The organism is Oscillatoria salina IIICB1 (assembly GCF_020144665.1).
In the GTDB taxonomy this organism is placed as follows: Bacteria; Cyanobacteriota; Cyanobacteriia; order Cyanobacteriales; family SIO1D9; genus IIICB1.
Map to the genome: position 1 here is coordinate 24372 of NZ_JAAHBQ010000053.1, position 21273 is coordinate 45644.

Here is a 21273-nt window from a genome sequence, read left to right on the forward strand (position 1 = left end):
ATTTTTAGTTTAATTGAGTCTTCAAAGGTATACGCATGGTATCCATCCGCGAGTTGCATAGACAATTAATTAGGAAAGAACGCTCGGCTATTGAAATTACCAAAGAAACATTAGAGCGTATTGAAGTTATAGAACCAAAAGTAAATAGTTATTTGTCCGTGACGGCAGATTTAGCCCTAGAAACAGCAAAGCAGGTGGATGCAAAAATTGCTGCTGGGGAGGAAATTGGGCTACTAGCGGGAATTCCGATCGCGATTAAAGACAATTTATGTACCAAAGGAATTCGGACAACTTGCGGCTCGAAAATCTTAGAAAATTTTGTCCCACCTTATGAGTCAACGGTAACGCAAAAGCTGAAGTCGGCAGGAGCGGTAATGGTGGGGAAAACGAACTTAGACGAGTTCGCAATGGGAAGTTCTACGGAAAATTCTGCTTATAAGGTGACAGCTAATCCTTGGGATTTACAACGAGTTCCGGGAGGTTCGTCTGGGGGTTCAGCCGCAGCAGTAGCCGCAAGAGAATGTGTAGTCGCGCTAGGTTCGGATACTGGTGGTTCGATTCGCCAACCTGCATCTTTATGCGGTGTGGTAGGGATGAAACCGACTTATGGTTTAGTGTCTCGCTATGGTTTAGTCGCTTTTGCTTCTTCTTTGGATCAAATTGGTCCGTTAGCTAACAGTGTAGAAGATGCAGCAATTCTACTGGGCGCGATCGCCGGACACGATCCTCAAGATTCTACTTCTCTAAAAGTGGAAATTCCGGATTACGCGAAGTTACTCAGACCAAATTTTCATTCCCGCAGCCGGTTGCGAATTGGCATTATTAAAGAAACCTTCGGTCAAGGTTTAGACACTGCTGTTGAAGAAGCAGTGAAAAAAGGGATCGAGCAACTACAAGATTTAGGTGCAGAAATTCAAATTATTTCTTGTCCTCGTTTCCGTTACGGTTTGCCTGCTTACTATATTATTGCTCCCAGTGAAGCATCGGCTAACCTAGCTCGTTACGATGGAGTTAAATATGGCTTGCGGGTAGAAGATCCCGATAGTTTATTGGAAATGTACGAGAAAACCCGCGCTGAGGGTTTCGGTTCGGAAGTTAAACGCCGGATTATGATTGGAACTTATACTCTTTCAGCCGGGTATTATGATGCTTACTACTTAAAAGCGCAAAAAGTCCGCACTTTGATTAAAAGAGACTTTGAATCTGCTTTTGAGAAAGTTGATGTCTTAGTTTGTCCAACTTCACCAATCACCGCCTTTAAAGCAGGAGAAAAAACCACCGATCCTTTAAGTATGTATCTGATCGATTTAATGACTATTCCCGTTAATTTGGCTGGTTTACCTGCAATTAGCGTCCCTTGTGGCTTTGACGGACAAGGATTACCCATCGGAATGCAGCTTATTGGTAAAGTTTGCCGGGAAGATTTACTACTGCAAGTGGCTCATGCTTACGAACAATCAACCAACTGGCATCTAAAAAATCCGTCATTGACACGATAAGCAGTTTCTTTAGTAAAGTGAATACATCTTACTGAAAACTGATTTTGGGGCAAAATAAAGTGGAAATTGGAGCCTTTAAGTATTTCCTGGCGATCGCGACGGGAACAGCCGTTTCTATCTATCTTTTACTTTGTCTTGTCTTGTTACTGTGGCAAAATCGCTTGATTTTTGTTCCCTATCTACCTGTGGAGACAACTCCTAGAGATATCGGTTTGGCTTATGAAGAGGTGTGGTTGCCAATTACCGCGAAAAAGGGTAAGGAAGAAAATTTACACGGTTGGTGGTTGCCCGCAGTGGCTCCGAAAATTGGCGTCTTACTTTATCTTCACGGTAACGGTAGTAATGTGGTTGGTTATTTGTCCCAAGCCCAATTGTTTCTTCACTTAGGTTTCGATGTTTTCCTCTTTGATTATCGCGGCTATGGTCGCAGTCAAGGCAAGTTTCCGGTGGAAAAACAGGTTTACGAAGATGCGGAAACGGCTTTCAACTATTTAGTAGAGGAAAGAGGTATCTCTCCAAAAGAGATTTTTGTTTATGGTTTTTCCTTGGGAGGCGCGATCGCGATCGAGTTAGCAACTCATCATCCGGAAATTCCCGCTATGATTATTCAAGGATCTTTTACTTCCTTGCGGGAAATGTCGAACCATAAAAGTTGGTATTTCCGTCTTTTCCCGGTAGATTTGTTACTCATTCACAAATTTGACTCGCTGAGTAAAATTAATTCCCTCTCAATGCCATTATTCTTTATTCACGGCACTAGCGATCGCACTGTACCCGCTTACATGAGTCAAGTTTTACACGACGCAGCTACATCACCAAAACAACTTTGGTTTGTACCCGACGCAGGACATAATGATGTAGCTTCTGTTGCGGGAGAACAATATTTACAAAAGATTCGTGAATTTCTCGAAATGGTTAACTCTCACCGCACTACAGTAAAAACATAGATATCTCGGTCGTACAAGTTAAATATCTTAACCTAGCTGTTTTGGTGGTGCGAGCTTCCAAACCACTTTTTTCAGCTTGATTTTTCGGAAATTTAGTCTCTAATTACGAAATTTTATGTCTTTTGTTGGTCTTCACATCCACAGCGATTATAGCCTGCTCGATGGAGCTTCCCAGTTACCAGCTTTAGTTGAGAGAGCAGTAGAATTAGGAATGCCCGCGATCGCCCTTACCGATCATGGTGTCATGTATGGTGCAGTTCAATTAGTTAATCTTTGTCGAGATCGAGGCATTAAACCCATTATCGGCAATGAAATGTACATCATCAACGCCGATAATATCAGTGAGAGAAAAAAGTATCAAAAATTCCATCAAATAGTCTTAGCCAAAAACAGTCAAGGCTATAAAAACTTAGTTAAATTAACTACTAAATCCCATTTAGAAGGTTATTACTATCGCCCTCAAATTAACAAAAAGTTATTATCAGAATACAGCGAAGGTTTAATTATCACCAGTGCTTGTCTCGCTGGCGAAGTTCCCCAAAATATCATTAAAGGCGACTTTCAACAAGCGCGCCAAGTAGCCAAATGGTATAAAAAAATCTTTGGTGATGACTACTATTTAGAATTGCAAGATCATGGTTCGAGAGAGGATCGTTTAGTTAACGTTGAACTAGTGAAAATTGCCCGGGAATTAGATATTAAATTAATTATAACTAACGACTCTCATTTTATTGCTTGTCATGACGTAGAAGCACACGACGCATTACTTTGTATTCAAACTGGAAAACTCATCGAAGATAATCAACGAATGCGTTATAGCGGGACTGAGTATCTCAAATCCGCAGAGGAAATGAAACAATTATTCCGGGATCATTTGGATGACGAAATCGTTGCAGAAGCGATCGCTAATACCCTCGAAATTGCTGAAAAAGTCCAGCCTTACAACTTAAAAAGTAAACCTCGCCTACCTAATTTTCCCATACCTTCGGGCTATACATCTGATACTTATCTCGAAGCTGTAGCTTGGGAAGGACTAGAAAATCGACTCAAATGCAAAACGCGATCGGAAATCGAGCCTGACTACAAACAACGACTGGAATACGAACTAAAAATCATGCAACAAATGGGTTTTTCTACCTATTTTTTAGTTGTCTGGGATTATATTAAATATGCTAGAGAACGCCAAATTCCTGTCGGTCCGGGACGCGGTTCTGCCGCAGGTTCTTTAGTAGCTTATGCTTTAGGAATTACGAATATCGATCCAGTTCATCACGGACTATTATTTGAAAGATTTCTCAATCCAGAACGCATCTCAATGCCGGATATCGATACCGATTTTTGTATTGAAAGACGAGATGAAGTTATCAACTATGTAACTGAAAAATATGGCGCAGATAAGGTGGCTCAAATTATTACCTTTAACCGGATGACTTCTAAAGCAGTTTTGAAGGATGTAGCGCGAGTTTTAGGTGTTAGTTATGCAGACTCAGATCGCCTAGCAAAAATGATTCCTGTAGCGAGGGGAAAACCAGCTAAACTGAAAGTGATGATTTCCGAGGCTACACCCGAACCAAGGTTTAAAGAAGCTTACGAACAAGAGACAGTTAAAATTAAAAATATCCGAGGTGAAGAAAAAGAAGAAATTCCGGTTCGTCGCTGGGTAGATATGGCAATTCGGATCGAAGGAACTAATAAAACTTTTGGCGTTCATGCGGCTGGTGTCGTCATTTCTTCTGTACCTTTAGATGAAATTGTCCCGCTACAAAGAAATAATGAAAAAGCAGTAATTACTCAGTATTCTATGGATGAATTAGAATCGCTGGGCTTGCTGAAAATGGACTTTTTGGGCTTAAAAAATTTGACGGCAATCCAAAAGACTGTTAAGTTAATTGGGCAAAACAAACAAGTGGAAATAGAACCAGATGAAATCACTTTTGAAGAAAGAAAAACTCTGGATATTGTCCGCAAAGAAAAAATTAAGTTAAACTCAGAGAATCCCGTTAGAAAAACTTACGAACTTTTAGAATCTGGTGAATTAGAAGGCGTATTTCAATTAGAATCTTCGGGAATGCGTCAAGTAGTACAAAAACTAAAACCTTCCAATATAGAAGATATATCTTCAATTTTAGCTCTTTATCGTCCGGGACCTTTAGATTCGGGACTTGTAGACCAATTTATTGACCGAAAACATGGTCGCGAACAAGTTGAATATCAGCATCCAATGTTGGAGCCAATTTTAGAAGAAACTTATGGAACTCTTTGCTTTCAAGAACAAATTATGCGGATGGCTCAAGATTTAGCTGGTTATTCTTTAGGACAAGCAGATTTGTTGCGAAGAGCAATGGGAAAAAAGAAAATGGCTGAGATGCAAAAGCATCGAGAAATTTTTATCGATGGTGCTACTAAAAATGGAGTTTTGAAAACCATTGCTGAAAGTTTATTCGAGCAAATGATCAATTTTGCAGAATATTGTTTCAATAAATCCCATTCGACGGCTTATGCTTATGTAACTTACCAAACAGCTTATTTGAAAGCTAATTATCCGGTTGAGTTTATGGCAACTTTGCTAACTTTAAATAGTAGTAATTCAGATAAAATTGAGAAATATATTGAAAATTGTCGGACAATAAATATTAAGATTGAACCGCCAGATATTAATCGCTCAGAGGTAGATTTTACTCCGGTGGGAGAGAAGATTCTGTTTGGATTGTCCGCAGTGCGTAATTTAGGGGAAGCAGCAATTGAGAATATTTTAACTGCGAGAAAAGAAGCAGGAGGAAAGTTTAGTAGTTTAGCAGAATTATGCGATCGCGTGAATTTGCGTGTGGTTAACCGTCGTGCTTTGGAAACTTTAATTAAGTGTGGTGCGCTGGATAATATTGAGCCAAATCGCAATCAACTTTTACACGATCTTGAATTAGTTTACGGTTGGGCGCAAAGGAGAGCAAAAGATCGCGAAATCGGGCAAATAACTCTCTTCGATGTGATGGCAAATACAAGTGTAGAAGAAGATAGCGAACGAGTATATGAGTCTGCACCGAAAGCTGGGAAAGTAGCTGATTTCCCCGCAAAAGAAAAGTTACAGTCTGAAAAAGAATTGCTGGGTTTCTACGTTTCCGAACATCCTTTAAATGCAGCCAATAAAGCGGCAGGAAGAATATTTTCACCAATTGATTTTAATCAGTTAGGTGGAAAAGGTTTGAGGTCAAAAGTTTGTGTAATTGGGATGTTGAGCGAAGTCAAACATCATATTAGTAAAAAATCTGGCGATCGCATGGCTTTTGTAAAAGTAGAAGATATTTCTAGTCAAATTGAAGGTGTAGTATTTGCTAGTGTTTATGCTGAGATTGAACAATATTTGCAAGTTGATGTTCCTTTGGTTATTTGGGGGAAAGTAGATAAACGTGAAGAAAAAATTCAACTAATTGTGGAAGATTTAGAGCTTATTGAAAAGGTACGAATGATTATGATTGACTTAGACGTTAATCAAGTTAATCATAGTGAAAATGATAGTTATTTAAACCGTTTGAAAAGCCTTTTACAAGAACAACGAGGAGGAGAAAAAGCACGAGTTCCGGTAGTAGGAATTATTGGTTCTCATCAAGCTCGTCAATTTGTTCTTTTCGCCGAAAAATATTGGGTACAATCTTGTCAAGCTACTGTTAATTCTCTGCAAAATGCGAAATTTGCTGCTCGTCGGGAATCTTTGCTGAGTGACTATCGTTCCTAAGAGTATTTTCGCTCGTTTCTTTACATAAGGTTAAATTTTGAGTATGCCTTTATTTTTCTAGGCGAATATAATAAAGAGTAAATTTCCAGCTCAAAACTTGATTGGTACTAGAAAAATTAGCACAGACAAGATTATTTTCCTTCTTAGCGTTTTCACCTAGTGTTTTAGTAGTATTTATGAAATTTCTGCTATCTTCTCACTCTAGTCGCGATCGAAGCGCCTTTCCCCAAGAATTAGCGAAGTTTAGCGCTAAAGTAGCTGCCGTTAGAGCTAGCCGAAATTTAAAGTCTAGTCGGGACGCCTCTTTCCACGCTGCTCCATTAATGCCTCTCAATCCACGAGATTCGACGGCTCTAGCTCGATTATTCGAGCGAGAAGATATAGAAGATATAGAAAATAACGTTAGAGATGTTCTCTTGGCTTTTATTCCCCAACCTTGTTGGGAAGATAACTTTTGGGAGCAGTCAGAAAACTTTGATTTTCTGGCTGAGTACCTGTAAAAATTTTAATAGCGAACTTGACTGAGGATATAACGTAGGCGATCGTAGTCATCCTGGAGTAAGACGTTTAAAGCTTTCCCCGCTTTTACTAACCACTGACGAACCGTAAGGTCGGCGCAGCCATCGCCGTTACGCAAGCGATAAATATTTCTTAAGGTGGCTGCCGTTAAAGCCTCTCCCGGTACTCTTGTCGTATCTAACAAAATTCGCAGAAAATCGAGTTCGTTCGTAAAATTAATTACCTCTTCAGGTTGACAAAAGTAAACTCCTTGATGGATCTGAGGTGGACGAGGAGGTAGATATTGAAAGATTTTACCAGCAGAACTCGCGCCATTCAAAGAAGATTGAGGAGACTCAAAACCAACGATCGCCGCCGAAAATTCAGTTTTGAGCATCGCGAAAATTTGCGGTTGCTGTTCGCGCAACTCACTGAGGGACAAACCCAAAGCTCTAGCGCGATGGACAGAATCGATTACCGAAGTAGTAACATGAGTCACCACCGCCATAATTTTATTTCCCGACTCCTCATCAACTGATTTTACCCAACTGGCAAAAGGAGGCATTTTCGGAAAACTCAAATCTTCCGGTTCCAAACACTGCGCCAAAAATTCCGTCGTTGCGGTTTCAATCACCTCAGCAAAATGATTTGGGTGGCGAGATTCAGTAGCAAATTGCGGTAAGGGAAGACGCATAATCGAGCTTATTTAAGTAGATAAACTGAGCAGACCGAGAAAAACAGCGATCGGGCTAGATGCCAGCGCCGATCTCGCGATTACTATTTTTTCCCAGCTTTGAGATCGACATTTTCTAGCTCGGATAAGTTAAAAGTAATCAATTTATCCCAGTTACCACCCTCAAACAAAACTGCTGCTTTGCCATCACTAACTCGTTGAACAATACCTTCAAAGTGGTAATAAGTATCGTCTGGATTAGTTACTTTCACCGTTGCACCGGGAAGAATCATAACTCTTTTCTATCCTCAAACTCAATCTTTGTTTAGTTTACTGTTGTTTGCGACTCTTAAGGCTAATATCTCATTCTACTTTGTCGGTAATTAGCCACCGACTCGACAATTCCGATCGCCAGAAAATTCGTCAGTAGAGCCGAGCGTCCGTAACTCATCCACGGGAGAGGAATACCAGTAATCGGAGCCAAGCCTACAGTCATACTAATGTTAACGATTACCTGAAAAGCAATCATTGACAAAACACCAATCACCAACAAAGAACCAAAATCTTCTTTTGCCGAACGAGCAATTAGCACCAAACGCAAACAAATTAACCAAAAAGCGATTAAGAGTGCGATCGCGCCAATAAACCCCAACTGTTCGCCAATCGCACTAAAAATAAAGTCCGTATGTTGTTCGGGAATAAAATTCAACTTCGTTTGAGTAGCTTCATCGACTCCTCCCCCACACATTTTTCCCAAACTATTGACACCTCGCCCGCAAAGCTCTCCTGCGCCGATCGCGATCCGCGATTGAATTAAATGGTATCCGCCTCCGAGAGGGTCTTTTTCCGGCTCCAGAAACAGCAACAAGCGGTCTTTTTGATAATCTTTCAAAAATCCCCACAGAAAGCCACCCAAACCGCCACTGATAAAATTAATCACGATCGCGATTACCGTACCGAAAAAGCGCCAAGGTAGAGTAAACCAAGCAAGCAAAATCACGATCGCCAGACAACCCAACCATGCCGGAAAAAAGACATTAAACAAAATTGCTGAGAGCAAAGGAGAAATCAACAAAATCAGCCAACCCGGATTTGCATTTCCCCAATAAAGCATTCCCAAGGTAATTGCCCCAAACACTAGTGAAGTACCTAAGTCTGGCTGTAAAAATACTAATGCCCAAGGTAGCATGGTGACAGCCAAAGCACGAAAAACCGCACTTACTGTCGAAGCCGGACGAGCGTGGAGCAAAGCAGCCAAAGTAATAATCAAACCTAACTTAGCAAACTCTGACGGTTGGACATTAAAACCGCCAACCGTAATCCAACGCTGCGCCCCTTTAGCGGTAGCCCCGATCGCCATTACCGCCACTAAAGATAAATTAGTGAATGCGTAAATGAGCCAATGCCACTGCAACAGGTACTCGTACCGCCAGCGAGAGAGAAATAAGGCGATCGCCACTCCAACTATGCCAAAAACCGAGTGCTGCAACCAGGTAGTATCGTGCTGACCAATTTCTGTAGTGTAAATCATCAGTCCACCAAAGCTGGTCAAACCGAGAACCAAACTAAACAGAAACCAATCAACCTGCTTCCAAGAAGCTAACAAGGATGTCCAGCGATTACGAGTTAATACGGACTTAGACAACATTTTTCTTTTTGTAGTTGAGAAAAGCATACTGTGGCAATACTGCTGAGAACGGATACCGCAAGTTGCACAAAGACGAAGCTTACTCATCAGAGTTGCCTCATTTGGCTAGTCTACGCCTTGTTAGCAAAGAAAGGACATCGCTCACAATAATTTTCTTGATGAGTATAGCAAAACCTGAAAAAAGTCAGTGATTTATTTAGGAATTAGTGATTTATTTTGCTGAGAGGTTTTTTTAAGCAAGAGCAACTACAGATACCTTCGCGGCGATCGCCCGAGCAATTTTCGTGAGTGCTTGAGCTGAAGCCGACTCAGGAGAACCAGTGACGATGGGAATGCCGCGATCGCCACCTTCACGTAAAGAAATTTCTAGGGGTACGCAACCTAATAAGGGTACATTGAGTTCCTGGGAAGTTTTTTCTCCACCTCCAGAACCAAACAAATCATATTTTCGCTCGGGCAAATCTGGCGGGATAAAGTAACTCATATTTTCCACAATCCCCAACACATTTACACCTAACTGTTGAAACATTCTCAAACCGCGACGAGCATCTAACAAAGAAACATTTTGCGGAGTAGTTACGATCGCTGCACCAGCCATTGGTACTGCCTGTGCTAAAGTTAGTTGGGCATCTCCGGTTCCTGGTGGCAAATCCACAATTAAATAATCTAACTCGCCCCATTGGACTTGATAAAGAAATTGACGAATAATTCCATTGAGCATCGGACCTCGCCAAATCACCGGCTGATCTGGGTTAATCAGAAAACCCATCGAAACCATTTTCACACCATGATTAAAAGCTGGTTCGAGAATTTCGCCCTCGGCTCCTTGCTGGACGATCGCCTTAGCTTTTTCCAGTCCTAACATGGTCGGGACATTGGGACCATAAATATCAGCATCGAGCAAACCCACCTTAGCACCCGCTTGAGCCAAAGCCACCGCCACATTCACTGCGATCGTACTTTTTCCTACACCACCCTTCCCACTGGAAATAGCGACAATATTTTTAATTCCAGCGATCGTCTGGCGATCGGGTAAAGATTTTTGTTGCGGTGTTTCTGCTGTTACTTCTACTTCTACCTCTTCTACTCCTGGTAGCTGCTTGACCGCTTTTTGGCAATCTTCGACAATAAACTCCCGCAAGGGACAAGCAGGTGTAGTCAAAACCAAAGTAAAACTTACCTTCCCACCAGTAATTTCCACATTACGGATCATGTTTAACTCCACCAAACTCTTATGGAGTTCGGGATCTTCCACGGGACGCAGAACCTCTAAAACTGAATTAGTATCGAGCATAATCAAATAAACTTGGTTTTCCTAGTTGCCTAACCAGCGCGAACGTGAAGAAAAATTTCTTCTTATTCATGGATCTTAACGGTTTGTTGCACTTTGATTGGTAGTTATTTTCCCAGATAGGTAAATTAGCACGACAAAAATTATCTAAAGACGACAAACTCAAGGGTGGAAACCCCCAAAAACCCAAACTCTAAGCTAATTTCAAAAGCGAAAGATTAAAACCTACTCGCTTGTCTCCAGTCCCCGCGGAGGAAGCAAACCAAGGGGAATTTGTTCGGCTGCACGAGCCAATTCAGAAGCCACACGAGCAGCATAAGGTTTAATCACCAACCAAACCAGAGGAGATAGCCAACCTCGTAGCGAGACCGAATAAGATATGTAACTACCACAAAGTGTAGATTCTACTTGATAAGTCACTCTTTTTTCGACACCAGGAATTGTCAACACCCGCACGCTGAGTAACTCTCGCGGGCGTACTCGCTCCACAAAAATCCGCAGTCGAATAGGAATTAAACGCGTCACCACTTGGTAGATTAAGCCGGGTTTGGGAATCAAGCCATGAGGAGCATTGCTACTAGAAATCAAAGGATGCCAAGAAAAATCAGTAATATTAATCAATTTTTCCCACAGAATATCTACCGGGACACTACTCACAGCGCGATAACTTTTATATAGGGAAAACTTGCAGCAAATTTTCCCACGACCAGCAATTAACTTGAAAGAAAAATTAAGAATCACTACACGCCTCCCGCAGTAATGCTCAGGCAAGTCTCTTATTGTATGAAAATGGGAATGCGCTTAGTTTCCTGCTCAAGGATACTTAATAAATAACTGTTACCTCAGAAAGTTGATGGTAGCAGCAAGGCTCAACAGCTTATGGTAGCCTGGATTTTCATACTGTCAGGTTTCTTTTAAGCTACATGAATCAAGCATTGAGTTTTAGGGTCTCGATCGGCGATACTGCTCAATGATTACTTTCTGCCTGACTCGATCTAGAGTGGCTAAAGCTACCTTGAAGTATTGCCAAACTGGAAACAGGAAGCTTGTTGAATTATATCGATTTTAGTTTATGACAGTTGATTCTCAAGAAATAACCACCTCTGCTGCTTTGTTACCTCCTGCTGACTCGAAAAGCAGAGTCAGCGAGTTTATGAAACAGCTACAAGACGAAATTTGTCAGACTCTCGAAGAAGTGGATGGTGTAGGCAAATTTCACGAAGATAGTTGGGAACGCCCTGAAGGTGGTGGGGGTCGTTCTCGCGTCATCCGTGAAGGTGAGATTTTTGAACAAGGAGGAGTAAATTTTTCGGAAGTTTGGGGCAAAAATTTACCTCCTTCCATTCTGCGACAACGCCCGGAAGCTGAAGGACACGAGTTTTATGCGACTGGTACGTCGATGGTGTTACATCCTCGTAATCCCTACATTCCAACGGTTCATCTCAATTACCGCTACTTTGAAGCAGGACCTGTGTGGTGGTTTGGTGGTGGGGCAGATTTAACTCCCTATTATCCATTTGCAGAAGATGCTACTCATTTTCATTTAAGCTTAAAAGCTGCTTGCGATCGCCACCACGAAGCTTATTATCCGGTGTTTAAACGTTGGTGTGACGAATATTTTTATCTTAAGCATCGTCAGGAACCACGCGGGATTGGAGGATTGTTTTTTGATTATCAAGATGGTACGGGCGAACTGTATCGCGGTCCTAGTTTAGAAGGGGAAGCAGCAATTTACACTCAAAAGATAGGTAAAGTTTCTCAACGTAGTTGGGAAGATTTGTTTAATTTTGTTGTCGATTGCGGTCAAGCGTTTTTACCGGCTTACGTGCCAATTATTAAACGTCGTCGTCAGCTTGAATATGGCGATCGCGAACGCGATTTCCAGCTTTATCGCCGGGGACGCTATGTGGAATTTAATCTTGTCTACGACCGAGGTACGATTTTTGGGCTGCAAACTAACGGACGTACTGAGTCGATTTTAATGTCTTTGCCGCCCTTGGTACGTTGGCAATACTGCTACGAACCGGAACCCAATACACCGGAAGCAGAGTTGTACACAACATTTCTTAAACCTCAAGATTGGGCAAATTGGCAGCCTTGCTAAGAGAGGTTTCTGAGTTAGAATACTGTCGATAAACAGCAATAAAAGCGGCAGGGCGATCGCTCTCTACCCTATTCAGGTTTTTCCGGCTACCTAACTCAATCAATTTTGACAACAATACGGATAGGTATTAGCTGTTGTTGCTGGAATGGAGGCTAATGGTGATTCATATCGATCAAAGAACACATACAACCGAGGATGGCACGACAGTAATTGTATTAGCTCCCAGTGGACGTTTAGATATTACTACTGCTTGGCAGTTTCGTCTGAAATTACAAGAGTGTATCTCTAAACTTAGTCCTCATGTGGTGGTTAATCTCTCTCAAGTTAACTTTATTGATAGCTCTGGTTTGACTTCGCTGGTAGCGGGAATGCGCGATGCTGATAAAGTTAAGGGCAGTTTCCGCATTTGTAATGTTCATCCAGAAGCTAAGCTGGTGTTTGAAGTGACCATGATGGACTCGGTGTTTGAAATTTTTGAGACGGAAGAGGAAGCTCTTGAAGGCGTTCCCCGCACTCTGCAAACTTGACTTCTCTACTCGCCAAATCAGTCTTGATTTGGCGGTAGCTTTCTGAAGTTGATGCTCAAGTTTCAAATTTGTAACTCGTTAGTAAAATCTTGCTGTTTCTGAAAGCGAAATGGTCCGATTATTGCTCCCCAAGTGGCTTTGCCTGTTTTGGGGTCGATTCCTTTGTCAAAAATTCGTAATTCTTCTGGGGTGACTTCAAAGCCGAGTGAAATATGATAGGTGTTGCTTTGGTAGGTGAAGCTACAGGGTTTGCCTGTGGCACTTGTGGCGGTAAATTGATAGCGAGACCTTGACAAGTGCTTGGTTTTGACTTTCAAGGTGCAGTTAGGCAAAAATTCGATTTGTTCTGGTTGCAGTTGCTGAAGCTTTTCTGGGTTACGTCCCGCGCCTTTGATAAATTCGATGTCGTGGAATTTATAGTAATCAACTTTTAGTGAGTTGGCTTGTTCGTTGTTTTGGCGCAGTCTTAACAATCGAGGACGATAGGGTTTATTGAGGTTGATAATATTTGCTTGTTCTGCATAAAGAGTGATGCTGTCTTCGGTAAATAAGGGTACGGGACGATGCCAAAGATGGAGGTGGACGTACCAAGTGGGAGACGATCTCGCTTGTTCTTGGTTATCGAATTTTCCCGCTAGGTACTTCCCTAATGTAATTAGCTCTGGTGATAAATTCATTCGCTCGCAAATAACGCTGGACAAATATTTATCTTAGTTGTCGAAATCTTGCAATGGGTATGTTGGAAGCGGGATGTATATTTTGCGTCAAACGCGCGTAGTCAACTTGGCAAACTTACCAGATAGCGCGACAATGGGATTAAAAGTTTCCTAATATTCTGCTTTGTGGATAAAGTTCGCACAGTCTCTGATACTAAACGAGATTTCTATAATCATCACACTCGTCCCATTAATTCAATTTATCGACGCGTAGTCGATGAGTTGATTGTGGAGATACACTTGCTTTCGGTCAATAGTGACTTTCACTACGATCCAATTTACGCTTTGGGTGTAGTCACTTCTTTTGAGAAGTTTATGCAGGGTTATCGCCCTGAAGAGGATAAAGAGTCAATTTTTCAGGCTCTATGTCGTTCTGTGGGTGACGATCCGCAACAATATCGACAGGATGCAGAACGCTTGTTGGCTTTTGCTAAGTCGAGGTCTGGTAAAGAATTGGTTTCTTGGTTGGTTTCTCCGACTCCTGTTGAAGGTGCAGGGGATCTCATGGAGACTGTCCAAGAAATTAGTGCTGACCCGAAATACAAATATAGTCGTTTGTTCGCTATTGGTTTGTATACTCTGTTGCAAGAGGCAGATCCTGAGTTGCTGAAAGAGGAAAAACAACCCGATCGCCTTTTGCAAGAAGTCGGTGATGCTCTCAATTTACCTCAAGAAAAGTTGCTTAAAGACCTGGAACTATATCGCGGTAATCTTGAGAAAATGACTCAAGGTCTTAGTGCGATCGAAGATGCTCTCCGCGATGCTCGCAAAAAACGCGAACAACGCGCTCAAGAAAAAAAGCAGGCTGAAAGTAATTAGTCTTGTGGATCGGGTTTTTCTTTACTAGGTGGGCTTTTTGCCTGCTCTTGAGCTAGAGAAAGCTACATTAACTATCTTCGGGAGCCAGATGCTCCCGCTATTTCTTTAGATCAACTCAAAATTAAAGTAAAGAATTTAAATGTTGCACTAGCTGTGGTGCTTGCATTGCTCCTTCGATGCGCTCCATTGGCTCTCCGTTTTTAAACAAAATTAGTGTGGGTAGCCCTTGAATCATGTACTGAGATGCTAAATGTGGGTATTTGTCTGTATCAATTTTGACAATTTGCACTCGACCTGCTAATTGGTCTTTTACTTGCTCTAACACTTGTGCCATCATCTGACAAGGTCCGCACCAAGTAGCGTAAAAATCTACTAAGACTGGTGTTTCTGCACTGCTGAGGAGTTCGTTAAAGCTGGAGAATTGTTTCTTAATTGCCATAGGAATTGCTAAAGTAGCGATCGCTAATAATTTTGATTTAATTGTTTTAATTAGTTTATTGATTCAGCTTGATTTTAGTCTACAATCGTTAGACTCTGGATCGGGGAAATCATTAAAAAATAATTTTTTTTATGGAAATATTGCCTGAGTCTTTACAAAATTTACAAAATAAGGTAGCAATCGTAACTGGCGCTTCACGCGGTATCGGTCGTGCAGTTGCTTTAGCTTTAGCCAGTGAAGGAGCAAAAGTAATTGTTAACTACGCTCGTTCTAGTCAAGCCGCAGAAGACTTAGTGGCGGAAATTACCTCTGCGGGTGGCGAAGCGATCGCACTCCAAGCTGATGTTAGCGATGAATCACAAGTAGATAATCTGGTCAAGCAAACTTTAGAGAAATTAACTAAAATTGACATTTTAGTTAACAATGCTGGGATTACCCGCGATACCTTATTATTGCGAATGAAACCAGCCGATTGGCAAGCCGTAATCGACCTTAACCTGACAGGCGTATTTCTTTGTACCAGAGCCGTCAGTAAACTGATGTTAAAGCAAAAAAGCGGCAGAATTATTAATATCGCTTCCGTAGCCGGACAAATGGGCAATCCCGGTCAAGCCAATTATAGCGCCGCCAAAGCAGGAGTAATCGGCTTTACCAAAACAGTAGCCAAAGAACTAGCTCCCAGAGGAATTACGGTTAACGCGATCGCTCCAGGTTTCATCGCAACCGACATGACTAGCGACCTCAAATCCGAAGAAATCCTGAAATATATTCCCCTCAATCGGTACGGAAAACCCGAAGAAGTAGCCGGAATGGTGCGCTTTCTTGCCGCCGATCCGGCTGCGGCTTATATTACCGGACAAGTCTTTAACGTCGATGGCGGTATGGTAATGGCTTAGATTAGGGATTGGGAACTGAGGACTGGGGACTGGGGATTGGGGATTAGGGGCGACAAGGAAGACAAGGAGGATAAACGGTTAACTGTTCCCTGGTAACTGGTAACTGTTAACTGATAACTGAACCCAGTCCCCAATCACCAATCCCTTCGGGTAGGGTTATCCGCCCCTCGATCGAGTTAGCACTCTGAACCTAAGAGTGCTAAATTTGCTAATGGAGACAGGACGGAACTAGAAAAATATATGGCAAAAATCGTTTCGTTTAAAGAAGAATCTAGAAAATCGCTAGAGCGAGGAGTTAACTCCCTGGCTGATGCGGTCAAAATTACCTTGGGACCAAAAGGTCGTAACGTACTCTTAGAGAAGAAATTTGGCGCACCGCAAATCGTTAACGACGGGATTACCGTTGCTAAAGAGATCGATCTCGAAGATCCCTTAGAAAATACGGGTGCGAAATTAATCCAAGAAGTCGCCTCGAAAACTAAAGACATTGCGGGTGACGGTACAACTACCGCGACAGTAATTGCTCAAGCTTTAATTAAAGAAGGCTTGAAAAACGTTGCCGCAGGTGCTAACCCAGTGGCATTACGGCGCGGTATTGAGAAAACAGTCGCTGAATTAGTAAAAGAAATCGAAGCAGTAGCGAAACCAGTCGAAGGAGATGCGATCGCGCAAGTAGCGACTGTTTCGGCTGGTAACGATGAAGAAGTTGGTCAAATGATCGCGGAAGCGATGGATAAAGTGACCAAAGATGGTGTAATTACCGTCGAAGAATCGAAATCTCTCGCGACAGAATTAGAAGTTGTCGAAGGGATGCAGATCGATCGCGGTTATACCTCGCCTTACTTTATCACCGACCAAGAACGACAGCTTGTAGATTTCGAGAATCCGGCGATTTTAATTACTGATAAGAAAATTAGCGCGATCGCGGATTTAGTTCCCGTCTTAGAAAAAGTTGCTCGTGCGGGACAACCTTTGTTGATTATCGCCGAAGATGTAGAAGGCGAAGCTTTAGCAACTCTAGTCGTCAATAAAGCTAGAGGTGTATTAAGTGTAGCTGCGGTTAAAGCCCCAGGATTTGGCGATCGCCGCAAGCAAATGTTACAAGATATCGCTGTCCTCACTGGTGGTAGAGTAATTTCTGAAGAAATCGGTCTGAGCCTAGAAACTGCCACAATGGATATGCTCGGTAAAGCCCGCAAAGTCACCATTGAAAAAGACAATACCACCATTGTTGCTGGCGACGACCACAAAGCCGACGTACAAAAACGGATCGCTCAAATCCGCAAACAGCTAGCAGAAACCGATTCCGAGTACGACAAAGAAAAACTGCAAGAAAGAATCGCCAAACTTGCTGGTGGTGTAGCGGTAATCAAAGTTGGTGCTGCTACTGAAACTGAGCTAAAAGAGCGTAAACTACGCATTGAAGACGCTCTGAACGCCACCAAAGCCGCAGTAGAAGAAGGTATCGTTCCCGGCGGTGGTACAACTTTAATCCACTTGGCGAAGAAAGTCAGTGACTTTAAAGACAAGATGGAGAATAACGAAGAAAAAGTTGCTGCTGACATTGTTACCAAAGCTTTAGAAGCACCTTTACGTCAACTAGCAGATAATGCTGGTGTCGAAGGTTCCGTGATCGTCGAGAAAGTGCGGGATACCGAATTTAACGTTGGTTATAACGCTCTGACAGGTGAATTTGAAGATATGATTGCGGCGGGAATTATCGATCCAGCAAAAGTGGTGCGATCGGCACTGCAAAATGCAGGCTCTATTGCTGGTATGGTCTTAACTACCGAAGCTTTAGTCGTTGAGAAACCCGAACCCCCTGCACCTGCTCCCGGTGGCGGTATGGACGCTATGGGCGGCATGGGCGGTATGGGCGGTATGGGCGGTATGGGCGGTATGGGCGGTATGGGTATGATGTAAACTGCCCTCTGAATCCTTAAATTGCCTGGTAGAGACGTTGCGTGCAACGTCTCTACCATTTTTAGTTAATATTAATAATTGCTAAATTTACTTGACTTTTTTAGTTTTTTTGCTAAGAATATTCAAATATTTATTAAAAAAATTACAGTATGGAGGAGTTCAAATAATCCACTTTTCCTTAATAAAAATTCCCAATTTGGAGAATTATCCTCAAGATTAATTTTGAGATAATTATGATTAATTTATTAGAATTGAAACTAGAAAAACTAGCAAATTTTGATTATTTACTGAGAATTATAATATTTCAAAAGCAAATTTCCGGCGGTGTCTAAATTTTCGCCAAAACTAATTATTCCTTCCTCATGTCCGCCCATAACAAGAATTTTCTTAGTCATTAAATCTGCTTCTGCGAACAAGCGTAAGATTTCTTTTGCCATTTCTGGAGTACCATAGGGGCAATCGGGAGAACTTGTAGGAATTTTGAACATTAAATTCTGCCACATTTGCAGATTATGGACGTGAATTATTGCCTTAATTTGTGAATTTGCTTGGTAAATAACTGCATGAGTTAAAGACTCCGAAGAAGCCGCGATCGCGCCTTCGCAGGTTAAAGAATTTTTTTCTAAATCAAAATCAATTACTGTCGTATAGTGTTCGTTAGTTAATTGGGCAATTTTCCCGGTTTGAGTCCCAGAAACAAGAAATTGTCCCGGTTTTTTGGCGCGAATGCTAATATTCCCAAAGCCAATTCCATTGTCATAAATACCAATTAAACCTAATTGATATAATTTTGAACGCCATAAATTTAGTTCTTGAATTTCCTCATCAGGAAGAGGAGATGAGGGAATCCAATTACAGTTATATTTAACATAACCTTCATCAATCATTGTTAATTTCCTCAGTTGGTTACTTGAGAAAAGATTATCGACTAATTTCGGTCAAGTGCAAGTACGAATTAGGAAAAGATCGCCCAGCCCCTGTCATTTTGACTCAAAAAGCTTATTATCAGAGTGGCGAATCCCGCGCCAGCACAGACCCACCTTAAGATTAGCATGGCACAATTACCACCTCGACAGTCGGAAATTGTTATCGAATCAGAACAAGAAGAAGAAGATTACTTTGACTACTTTTACGATCGACCCGGAAGCGAACCTGGTGCTCTAAGTATCGATCCCGATGCTTTACCAACAGAAATTGTTCTCATCGACTATAACGAAAGTCAAGCGAAGCGGAAAGTTAAGATTGAACCATCAGAGTGTACTCCTTATCTGGAGACAGATTCAGTTTCTTGGATGGACGTACAAGGTTTGGGTAGCGAAGCGATGTTAAAAGAAATTGGGAGAATATTTAATTTACATCCGCTACTGTTGGAAGATGTAGTTAACGTTCCTCAGCGTCCCAAAGTCGATGATTATAACGATCGATTGCTGATTATCGCTCAAATGGTGATGCCGAAGCCAAATGAAGAAGGGTTTATTAGCGAACAAGTTAGTTTTATTGTGGGAAAATGTTACTTGTTAACATTTCAGGAAGAACCTTTACGAGATTGTTTCGATCCAGTACGCGATCGCATTCGTCTCAATAAAGGTAGAGTACGTCAATGTGGTTCTGATTATTTAGTTTACGTGCTTTTAGACGCGATCGTTGATAATTTTTTCCCTGTTTTAGAAGATTATGGCGAACGAATTGAAGATTTGGAAGATGAAGTTGTACTTAATCCTACTCGTCGAACTTTAGAAAAAATCTATCAAGTTCGCCGGGAATTACTCGCCCTCCGACGCGCAATTTGGCCCCTACGGAATGCGATTAATACTTTAGTTCGTGGTAGTAGCGATTTGATTAGCAGCGATGTCCAAATTTATTTTCGCGATTCCTACGATCGTGCAATCCAAATACTAGATATTGTCGAGACTTATCGAGAATTGGCTTCTGGTTTAATGGATGTTTATATGTCTTCAATCAGTAATAAAATGAACGAAGTTATGAAACTTTTAACTGTAATTTCGACAATTTTTATCCCACTTTCCTTTATGGCTGGTGTCTATGGAATGAATTTTGAACATATACCAGAATTAGGCTGGAAATGGGGTTATTGGGGTTTTTGGCTAATAGTAGCGGCGATCGCGTCTAGTTTAATCTTTTTCTTCTGGCGGCGAGGTTGGTTTGAAAACTTTTATCCGGTGAAGGAGGATTAGAGATAAGGAAATCAGTTATCAGTGAACAGTTATCAGTGAACAGTTACCAGTGAACAGTTTATTCGCTAATTGCTTCTTGTCTCGAATTTCTGCTGAAAACTGATAAGGTGAAAACTCCCTTTTCTCCAGTCAGCAGTCCCTTCCAGTCTCTAATTACCAATGAACCAACGTAACTTATTTGTTTTAACTGTTTACTTGCTTTGTGTTGCTTATGTAATTTACAAAATGGTGAAGGATGTTAATGAATATATTAGCGTCAAATTAGATCGGGAAGCTTTAGATGCTGAACTAGAAGAAAAAAATTTAAAAGATTTATTAAGCATCTCATTTAAACTAGAAGATCGAATTAAGCCTCCAAATTTTAAACTAATACCCATCAAGATTACTAATAAATCCGGGCAACATACATTTATAGTCGATTGGGAGCAAAGTACGATCGCCGACCAAGAAGGGCGATCGCAGCGACTAATTCGCTTGATTCCAGGAATGACGATGGATTTGTCTCAACCGCAGGTGACAAGAGTGGTTGCACCTGGTCAAATCTTAGAAGAGAAAGTAACTAGCGAAGAAACACTTAAAGGTATTCCGGGCGAAGCTTTAGCTATTGTTTCTCCTTTGTTTGACCCGAAGAAAATGCAAGCTGCAACAGCAGAAAAACCAGTAAAATTCTCGCTCCGATTAATTATTCAACAAGCCGAACCTCTCGATCGTCTCGGACAACGGCGCTTGTATACGATAATTTGTCAGTTTACGATTAAAAGTCCACCCTGGTATAAATCTTTGGCTTGGAAATCGAAAGATAAGAAGAAAAAGAAGAAATAAGTTTAATACCAGTGGCGGAAATCTCTAACTATCTGTTAAAGACAAACAACTCATTAACAATTAAACTGAAAAATGGAGAGAGTAGGCGAAGGTGGTTGCAGGCTTGCCAGTTGAGTAAGTTTGAGGAAAGTCCGGGCTTCCGAAAGACCAGACTTGCTGGGTAATTCCCAGTGCGGGCAACCGTGAGGATAGTGCCACAGAAAAATACCGCCTTTTTTGGTAGTCAGTCAATACCGATCGCTGAAAAAGGTAAGGGTGCAAAGGTGCGGTAAGAGCGCACCAGCACGATCGAGAGGTCGTGGCTCGGTAAACCCCAGTCGGAAGCAAGGTCGAAGGAACTATGGTTGGTCTTTTTCCAGTTCCGTCGCAGTCTAGGTTCGCTGAGGCTGCTGAGGCTGCTGAGGCTGCTGAGGCTGCTGAGGCTGCTGAGGCTGCAAGGAGTACCGCTAGAGGCGGCTGGTAACAGTCGTCCCAGACAGATAACCGCCCTCACGAGAGTAATTCTTGTGGGAACAGAACCCGGCTTATGTCCGACTCTCTCCTATA

The 21273-nt window shown here is 41.8% G+C and carries 19 protein-coding genes and 1 other RNA gene; 12 read left to right on the forward strand and 8 right to left on the reverse strand.

Translation table 11 applies throughout. From position 1 onward, the window contains the following. The first annotated feature begins 35 nt into the window (after window positions 1-35). The 4 genes from gatA (at window position 36) to G3T18_RS16470 (ending at window position 6676) form a co-directional block, all read left to right on the forward strand. The gene (gene gatA / locus G3T18_RS16455; RefSeq protein WP_224411664.1) at window positions 36-1499 is read left to right on the forward strand and encodes an Asp-tRNA(Asn)/Glu-tRNA(Gln) amidotransferase subunit GatA; all 1464 of its coding nucleotides are present in this window, start codon (window positions 36-38) and stop codon (window positions 1497-1499) included. A gap of 59 nt (window positions 1500-1558) precedes the next feature. Next, window positions 1559-2446, forward strand: a complete 888-nt coding sequence (locus G3T18_RS16460) for an alpha/beta hydrolase (RefSeq protein ID WP_224411665.1) — start codon at window positions 1559-1561, stop codon at window positions 2444-2446. A 115-nt stretch (window positions 2447-2561) separates the two neighbouring features. Further along, the gene (dnaE, locus tag G3T18_RS16465; RefSeq protein WP_224411666.1) at window positions 2562-6176 is read left to right on the forward strand and encodes a DNA polymerase III subunit alpha; all 3615 of its coding nucleotides are present in this window, start codon (window positions 2562-2564) and stop codon (window positions 6174-6176) included. Window positions 6177-6352: 176 nt separating this feature from the next. Continuing rightward, window positions 6353-6676 (forward strand): hypothetical protein, encoded by a 324-nt coding sequence (locus G3T18_RS16470; RefSeq protein ID WP_224411667.1) that lies wholly within the window; start codon window positions 6353-6355, stop codon window positions 6674-6676. A gap of 5 nt (window positions 6677-6681) precedes the next feature. Here G3T18_RS16470 and G3T18_RS16475 read toward each other — a convergent pair whose 3' ends face one another. From G3T18_RS16475 to G3T18_RS16495, 5 genes are all read right to left on the reverse strand, one after another. Continuing rightward, on the reverse strand, window positions 6682-7368 hold the full coding sequence (locus G3T18_RS16475; RefSeq protein WP_224411668.1) for an HAS-barrel domain-containing protein: 687 nt from the start codon (window positions 7366-7368) through the stop codon (window positions 6682-6684). An 83-nt stretch (window positions 7369-7451) separates the two neighbouring features. Next, entirely contained in the window at window positions 7452-7640 is a 189-nt protein-coding gene (locus G3T18_RS16480) for an NAD(P)H dehydrogenase subunit NdhS (RefSeq protein WP_224411669.1), read from the reverse strand. A gap of 62 nt (window positions 7641-7702) precedes the next feature. After that, window positions 7703-8995 carry a rod shape-determining protein RodA gene (rodA, locus tag G3T18_RS16485; protein ID WP_224411681.1) on the reverse strand — a complete coding sequence of 431 codons (1293 nt, stop codon included), beginning with the start codon at window positions 8993-8995 and terminating at the stop codon, window positions 7703-7705. A gap of 232 nt (window positions 8996-9227) precedes the next feature. Beyond that, window positions 9228-10289 (reverse strand): Mrp/NBP35 family ATP-binding protein, encoded by a 1062-nt coding sequence (locus G3T18_RS16490; RefSeq protein WP_224411670.1) that lies wholly within the window; start codon window positions 10287-10289, stop codon window positions 9228-9230. A 222-nt stretch (window positions 10290-10511) separates the two neighbouring features. Then, window positions 10512-11027: an SRPBCC family protein gene (locus G3T18_RS16495; RefSeq protein ID WP_224411671.1), complete on the reverse strand. Its 516-nt coding sequence runs from the start codon at window positions 11025-11027 to the stop codon at window positions 10512-10514. Between the two features lie 331 nt (window positions 11028-11358). Between G3T18_RS16495 and hemF the strand changes: the two genes are divergently transcribed. Next, the gene (gene hemF, locus G3T18_RS16500) at window positions 11359-12390 is read left to right on the forward strand and encodes an oxygen-dependent coproporphyrinogen oxidase (protein ID WP_224411672.1); all 1032 of its coding nucleotides are present in this window, start codon (window positions 11359-11361) and stop codon (window positions 12388-12390) included. Window positions 12391-12548: 158 nt separating this feature from the next. Then, the gene (locus G3T18_RS16505) at window positions 12549-12917 is read left to right on the forward strand and encodes an STAS domain-containing protein (RefSeq protein WP_224411682.1); all 369 of its coding nucleotides are present in this window, start codon (window positions 12549-12551) and stop codon (window positions 12915-12917) included. 62 nt (window positions 12918-12979) lie between these two features. On the opposite strand, the gene G3T18_RS16510 is transcribed toward G3T18_RS16505, so the two are convergent. Beyond that, on the reverse strand, window positions 12980-13594 hold the full coding sequence (locus G3T18_RS16510; protein ID WP_224411673.1) for a chromophore lyase CpcT/CpeT: 615 nt from the start codon (window positions 13592-13594) through the stop codon (window positions 12980-12982). A gap of 165 nt (window positions 13595-13759) precedes the next feature. On the opposite strand from G3T18_RS16510, the gene psb29 reads away from it, so the two are divergent. Further along, complete coding sequence (gene psb29, locus G3T18_RS16515) at window positions 13760-14452, forward strand: photosystem II biogenesis protein Psp29 (RefSeq protein WP_224411674.1); 693 nt, start codon at window positions 13760-13762, stop codon at window positions 14450-14452. A gap of 121 nt (window positions 14453-14573) precedes the next feature. Here psb29 and trxA read toward each other — a convergent pair whose 3' ends face one another. Then, window positions 14574-14891 (reverse strand): thioredoxin, encoded by a 318-nt coding sequence (gene trxA / locus G3T18_RS16520; protein WP_224411675.1) that lies wholly within the window; start codon window positions 14889-14891, stop codon window positions 14574-14576. 131 nt (window positions 14892-15022) lie between these two features. Between trxA and fabG the strand changes: the two genes are divergently transcribed. Together fabG and groL are read left to right on the forward strand one after the other, a co-directional pair. Beyond that, a complete protein-coding gene (gene fabG, locus G3T18_RS16525; protein WP_224411676.1) occupies window positions 15023-15787 on the forward strand; it encodes a 3-oxoacyl-[acyl-carrier-protein] reductase in 765 nt (254 codons plus the stop codon). Window positions 15788-16027: 240 nt separating this feature from the next. Then, a complete protein-coding gene (groL, locus tag G3T18_RS16530; RefSeq protein ID WP_224411677.1) occupies window positions 16028-17710 on the forward strand; it encodes a chaperonin GroEL in 1683 nt (560 codons plus the stop codon). Window positions 17711-17994: 284 nt separating this feature from the next. On the opposite strand, the gene G3T18_RS16535 is transcribed toward groL, so the two are convergent. Continuing rightward, on the reverse strand, window positions 17995-18597 hold the full coding sequence (locus tag G3T18_RS16535; protein ID WP_224411678.1) for a class II aldolase/adducin family protein: 603 nt from the start codon (window positions 18595-18597) through the stop codon (window positions 17995-17997). Between the two features lie 165 nt (window positions 18598-18762). Between G3T18_RS16535 and corA the strand changes: the two genes are divergently transcribed. The 3 genes from corA (at window position 18763) to rnpB (ending at window position 21269) form a co-directional block, all read left to right on the forward strand. Beyond that, the gene (gene corA, locus G3T18_RS16540) at window positions 18763-19905 is read left to right on the forward strand and encodes a magnesium/cobalt transporter CorA (protein WP_224411679.1); all 1143 of its coding nucleotides are present in this window, start codon (window positions 18763-18765) and stop codon (window positions 19903-19905) included. Between the two features lie 159 nt (window positions 19906-20064). Continuing rightward, complete coding sequence (locus G3T18_RS16545; RefSeq protein WP_224411680.1) at window positions 20065-20727, forward strand: hypothetical protein; 663 nt, start codon at window positions 20065-20067, stop codon at window positions 20725-20727. Between the two features lie 78 nt (window positions 20728-20805). Further along, window positions 20806-21269, forward strand: an RNA gene (rnpB, locus tag G3T18_RS16550) — RNase P RNA component class A. Window positions 21270-21273 lie beyond the last annotated feature (4 nt).

Coding starts and splice junctions, on each gene's coding strand:
- G3T18_RS16510 (WP_224411673.1), bottom strand. CDS start 13,594: ATGAATTTATCACCAGAGCTAATTACATTAGGGAAGTACCTAGCGGGA.
- gatA (WP_224411664.1), top strand. CDS start 36: ATGGTATCCATCCGCGAGTTGCATAGACAATTAATTAGGAAAGAACGC.
- dnaE (WP_224411666.1), top strand. CDS start 2,562: ATGTCTTTTGTTGGTCTTCACATCCACAGCGATTATAGCCTGCTCGAT.
- groL (WP_224411677.1), top strand. CDS start 16,028: ATGGCAAAAATCGTTTCGTTTAAAGAAGAATCTAGAAAATCGCTAGAG.
- G3T18_RS16545 (WP_224411680.1), top strand. CDS start 20,065: ATGAACCAACGTAACTTATTTGTTTTAACTGTTTACTTGCTTTGTGTT.
- G3T18_RS16475 (WP_224411668.1), bottom strand. CDS start 7,368: ATGCGTCTTCCCTTACCGCAATTTGCTACTGAATCTCGCCACCCAAAT.
- trxA (WP_224411675.1), bottom strand. CDS start 14,891: ATGGCAATTAAGAAACAATTCTCCAGCTTTAACGAACTCCTCAGCAGT.
- G3T18_RS16470 (WP_224411667.1), top strand. CDS start 6,353: ATGAAATTTCTGCTATCTTCTCACTCTAGTCGCGATCGAAGCGCCTTT.
- rodA (WP_224411681.1), bottom strand. CDS start 8,995: ATGTTGTCTAAGTCCGTATTAACTCGTAATCGCTGGACATCCTTGTTA.
- G3T18_RS16490 (WP_224411670.1), bottom strand. CDS start 10,289: ATGCTCGATACTAATTCAGTTTTAGAGGTTCTGCGTCCCGTGGAAGAT.
- G3T18_RS16480 (WP_224411669.1), bottom strand. CDS start 7,640: ATGATTCTTCCCGGTGCAACGGTGAAAGTAACTAATCCAGACGATACT.
- corA (WP_224411679.1), top strand. CDS start 18,763: ATGGCACAATTACCACCTCGACAGTCGGAAATTGTTATCGAATCAGAA.
- hemF (WP_224411672.1), top strand. CDS start 11,359: ATGACAGTTGATTCTCAAGAAATAACCACCTCTGCTGCTTTGTTACCT.
- fabG (WP_224411676.1), top strand. CDS start 15,023: ATGGAAATATTGCCTGAGTCTTTACAAAATTTACAAAATAAGGTAGCA.
- G3T18_RS16535 (WP_224411678.1), bottom strand. CDS start 18,597: ATGATTGATGAAGGTTATGTTAAATATAACTGTAATTGGATTCCCTCA.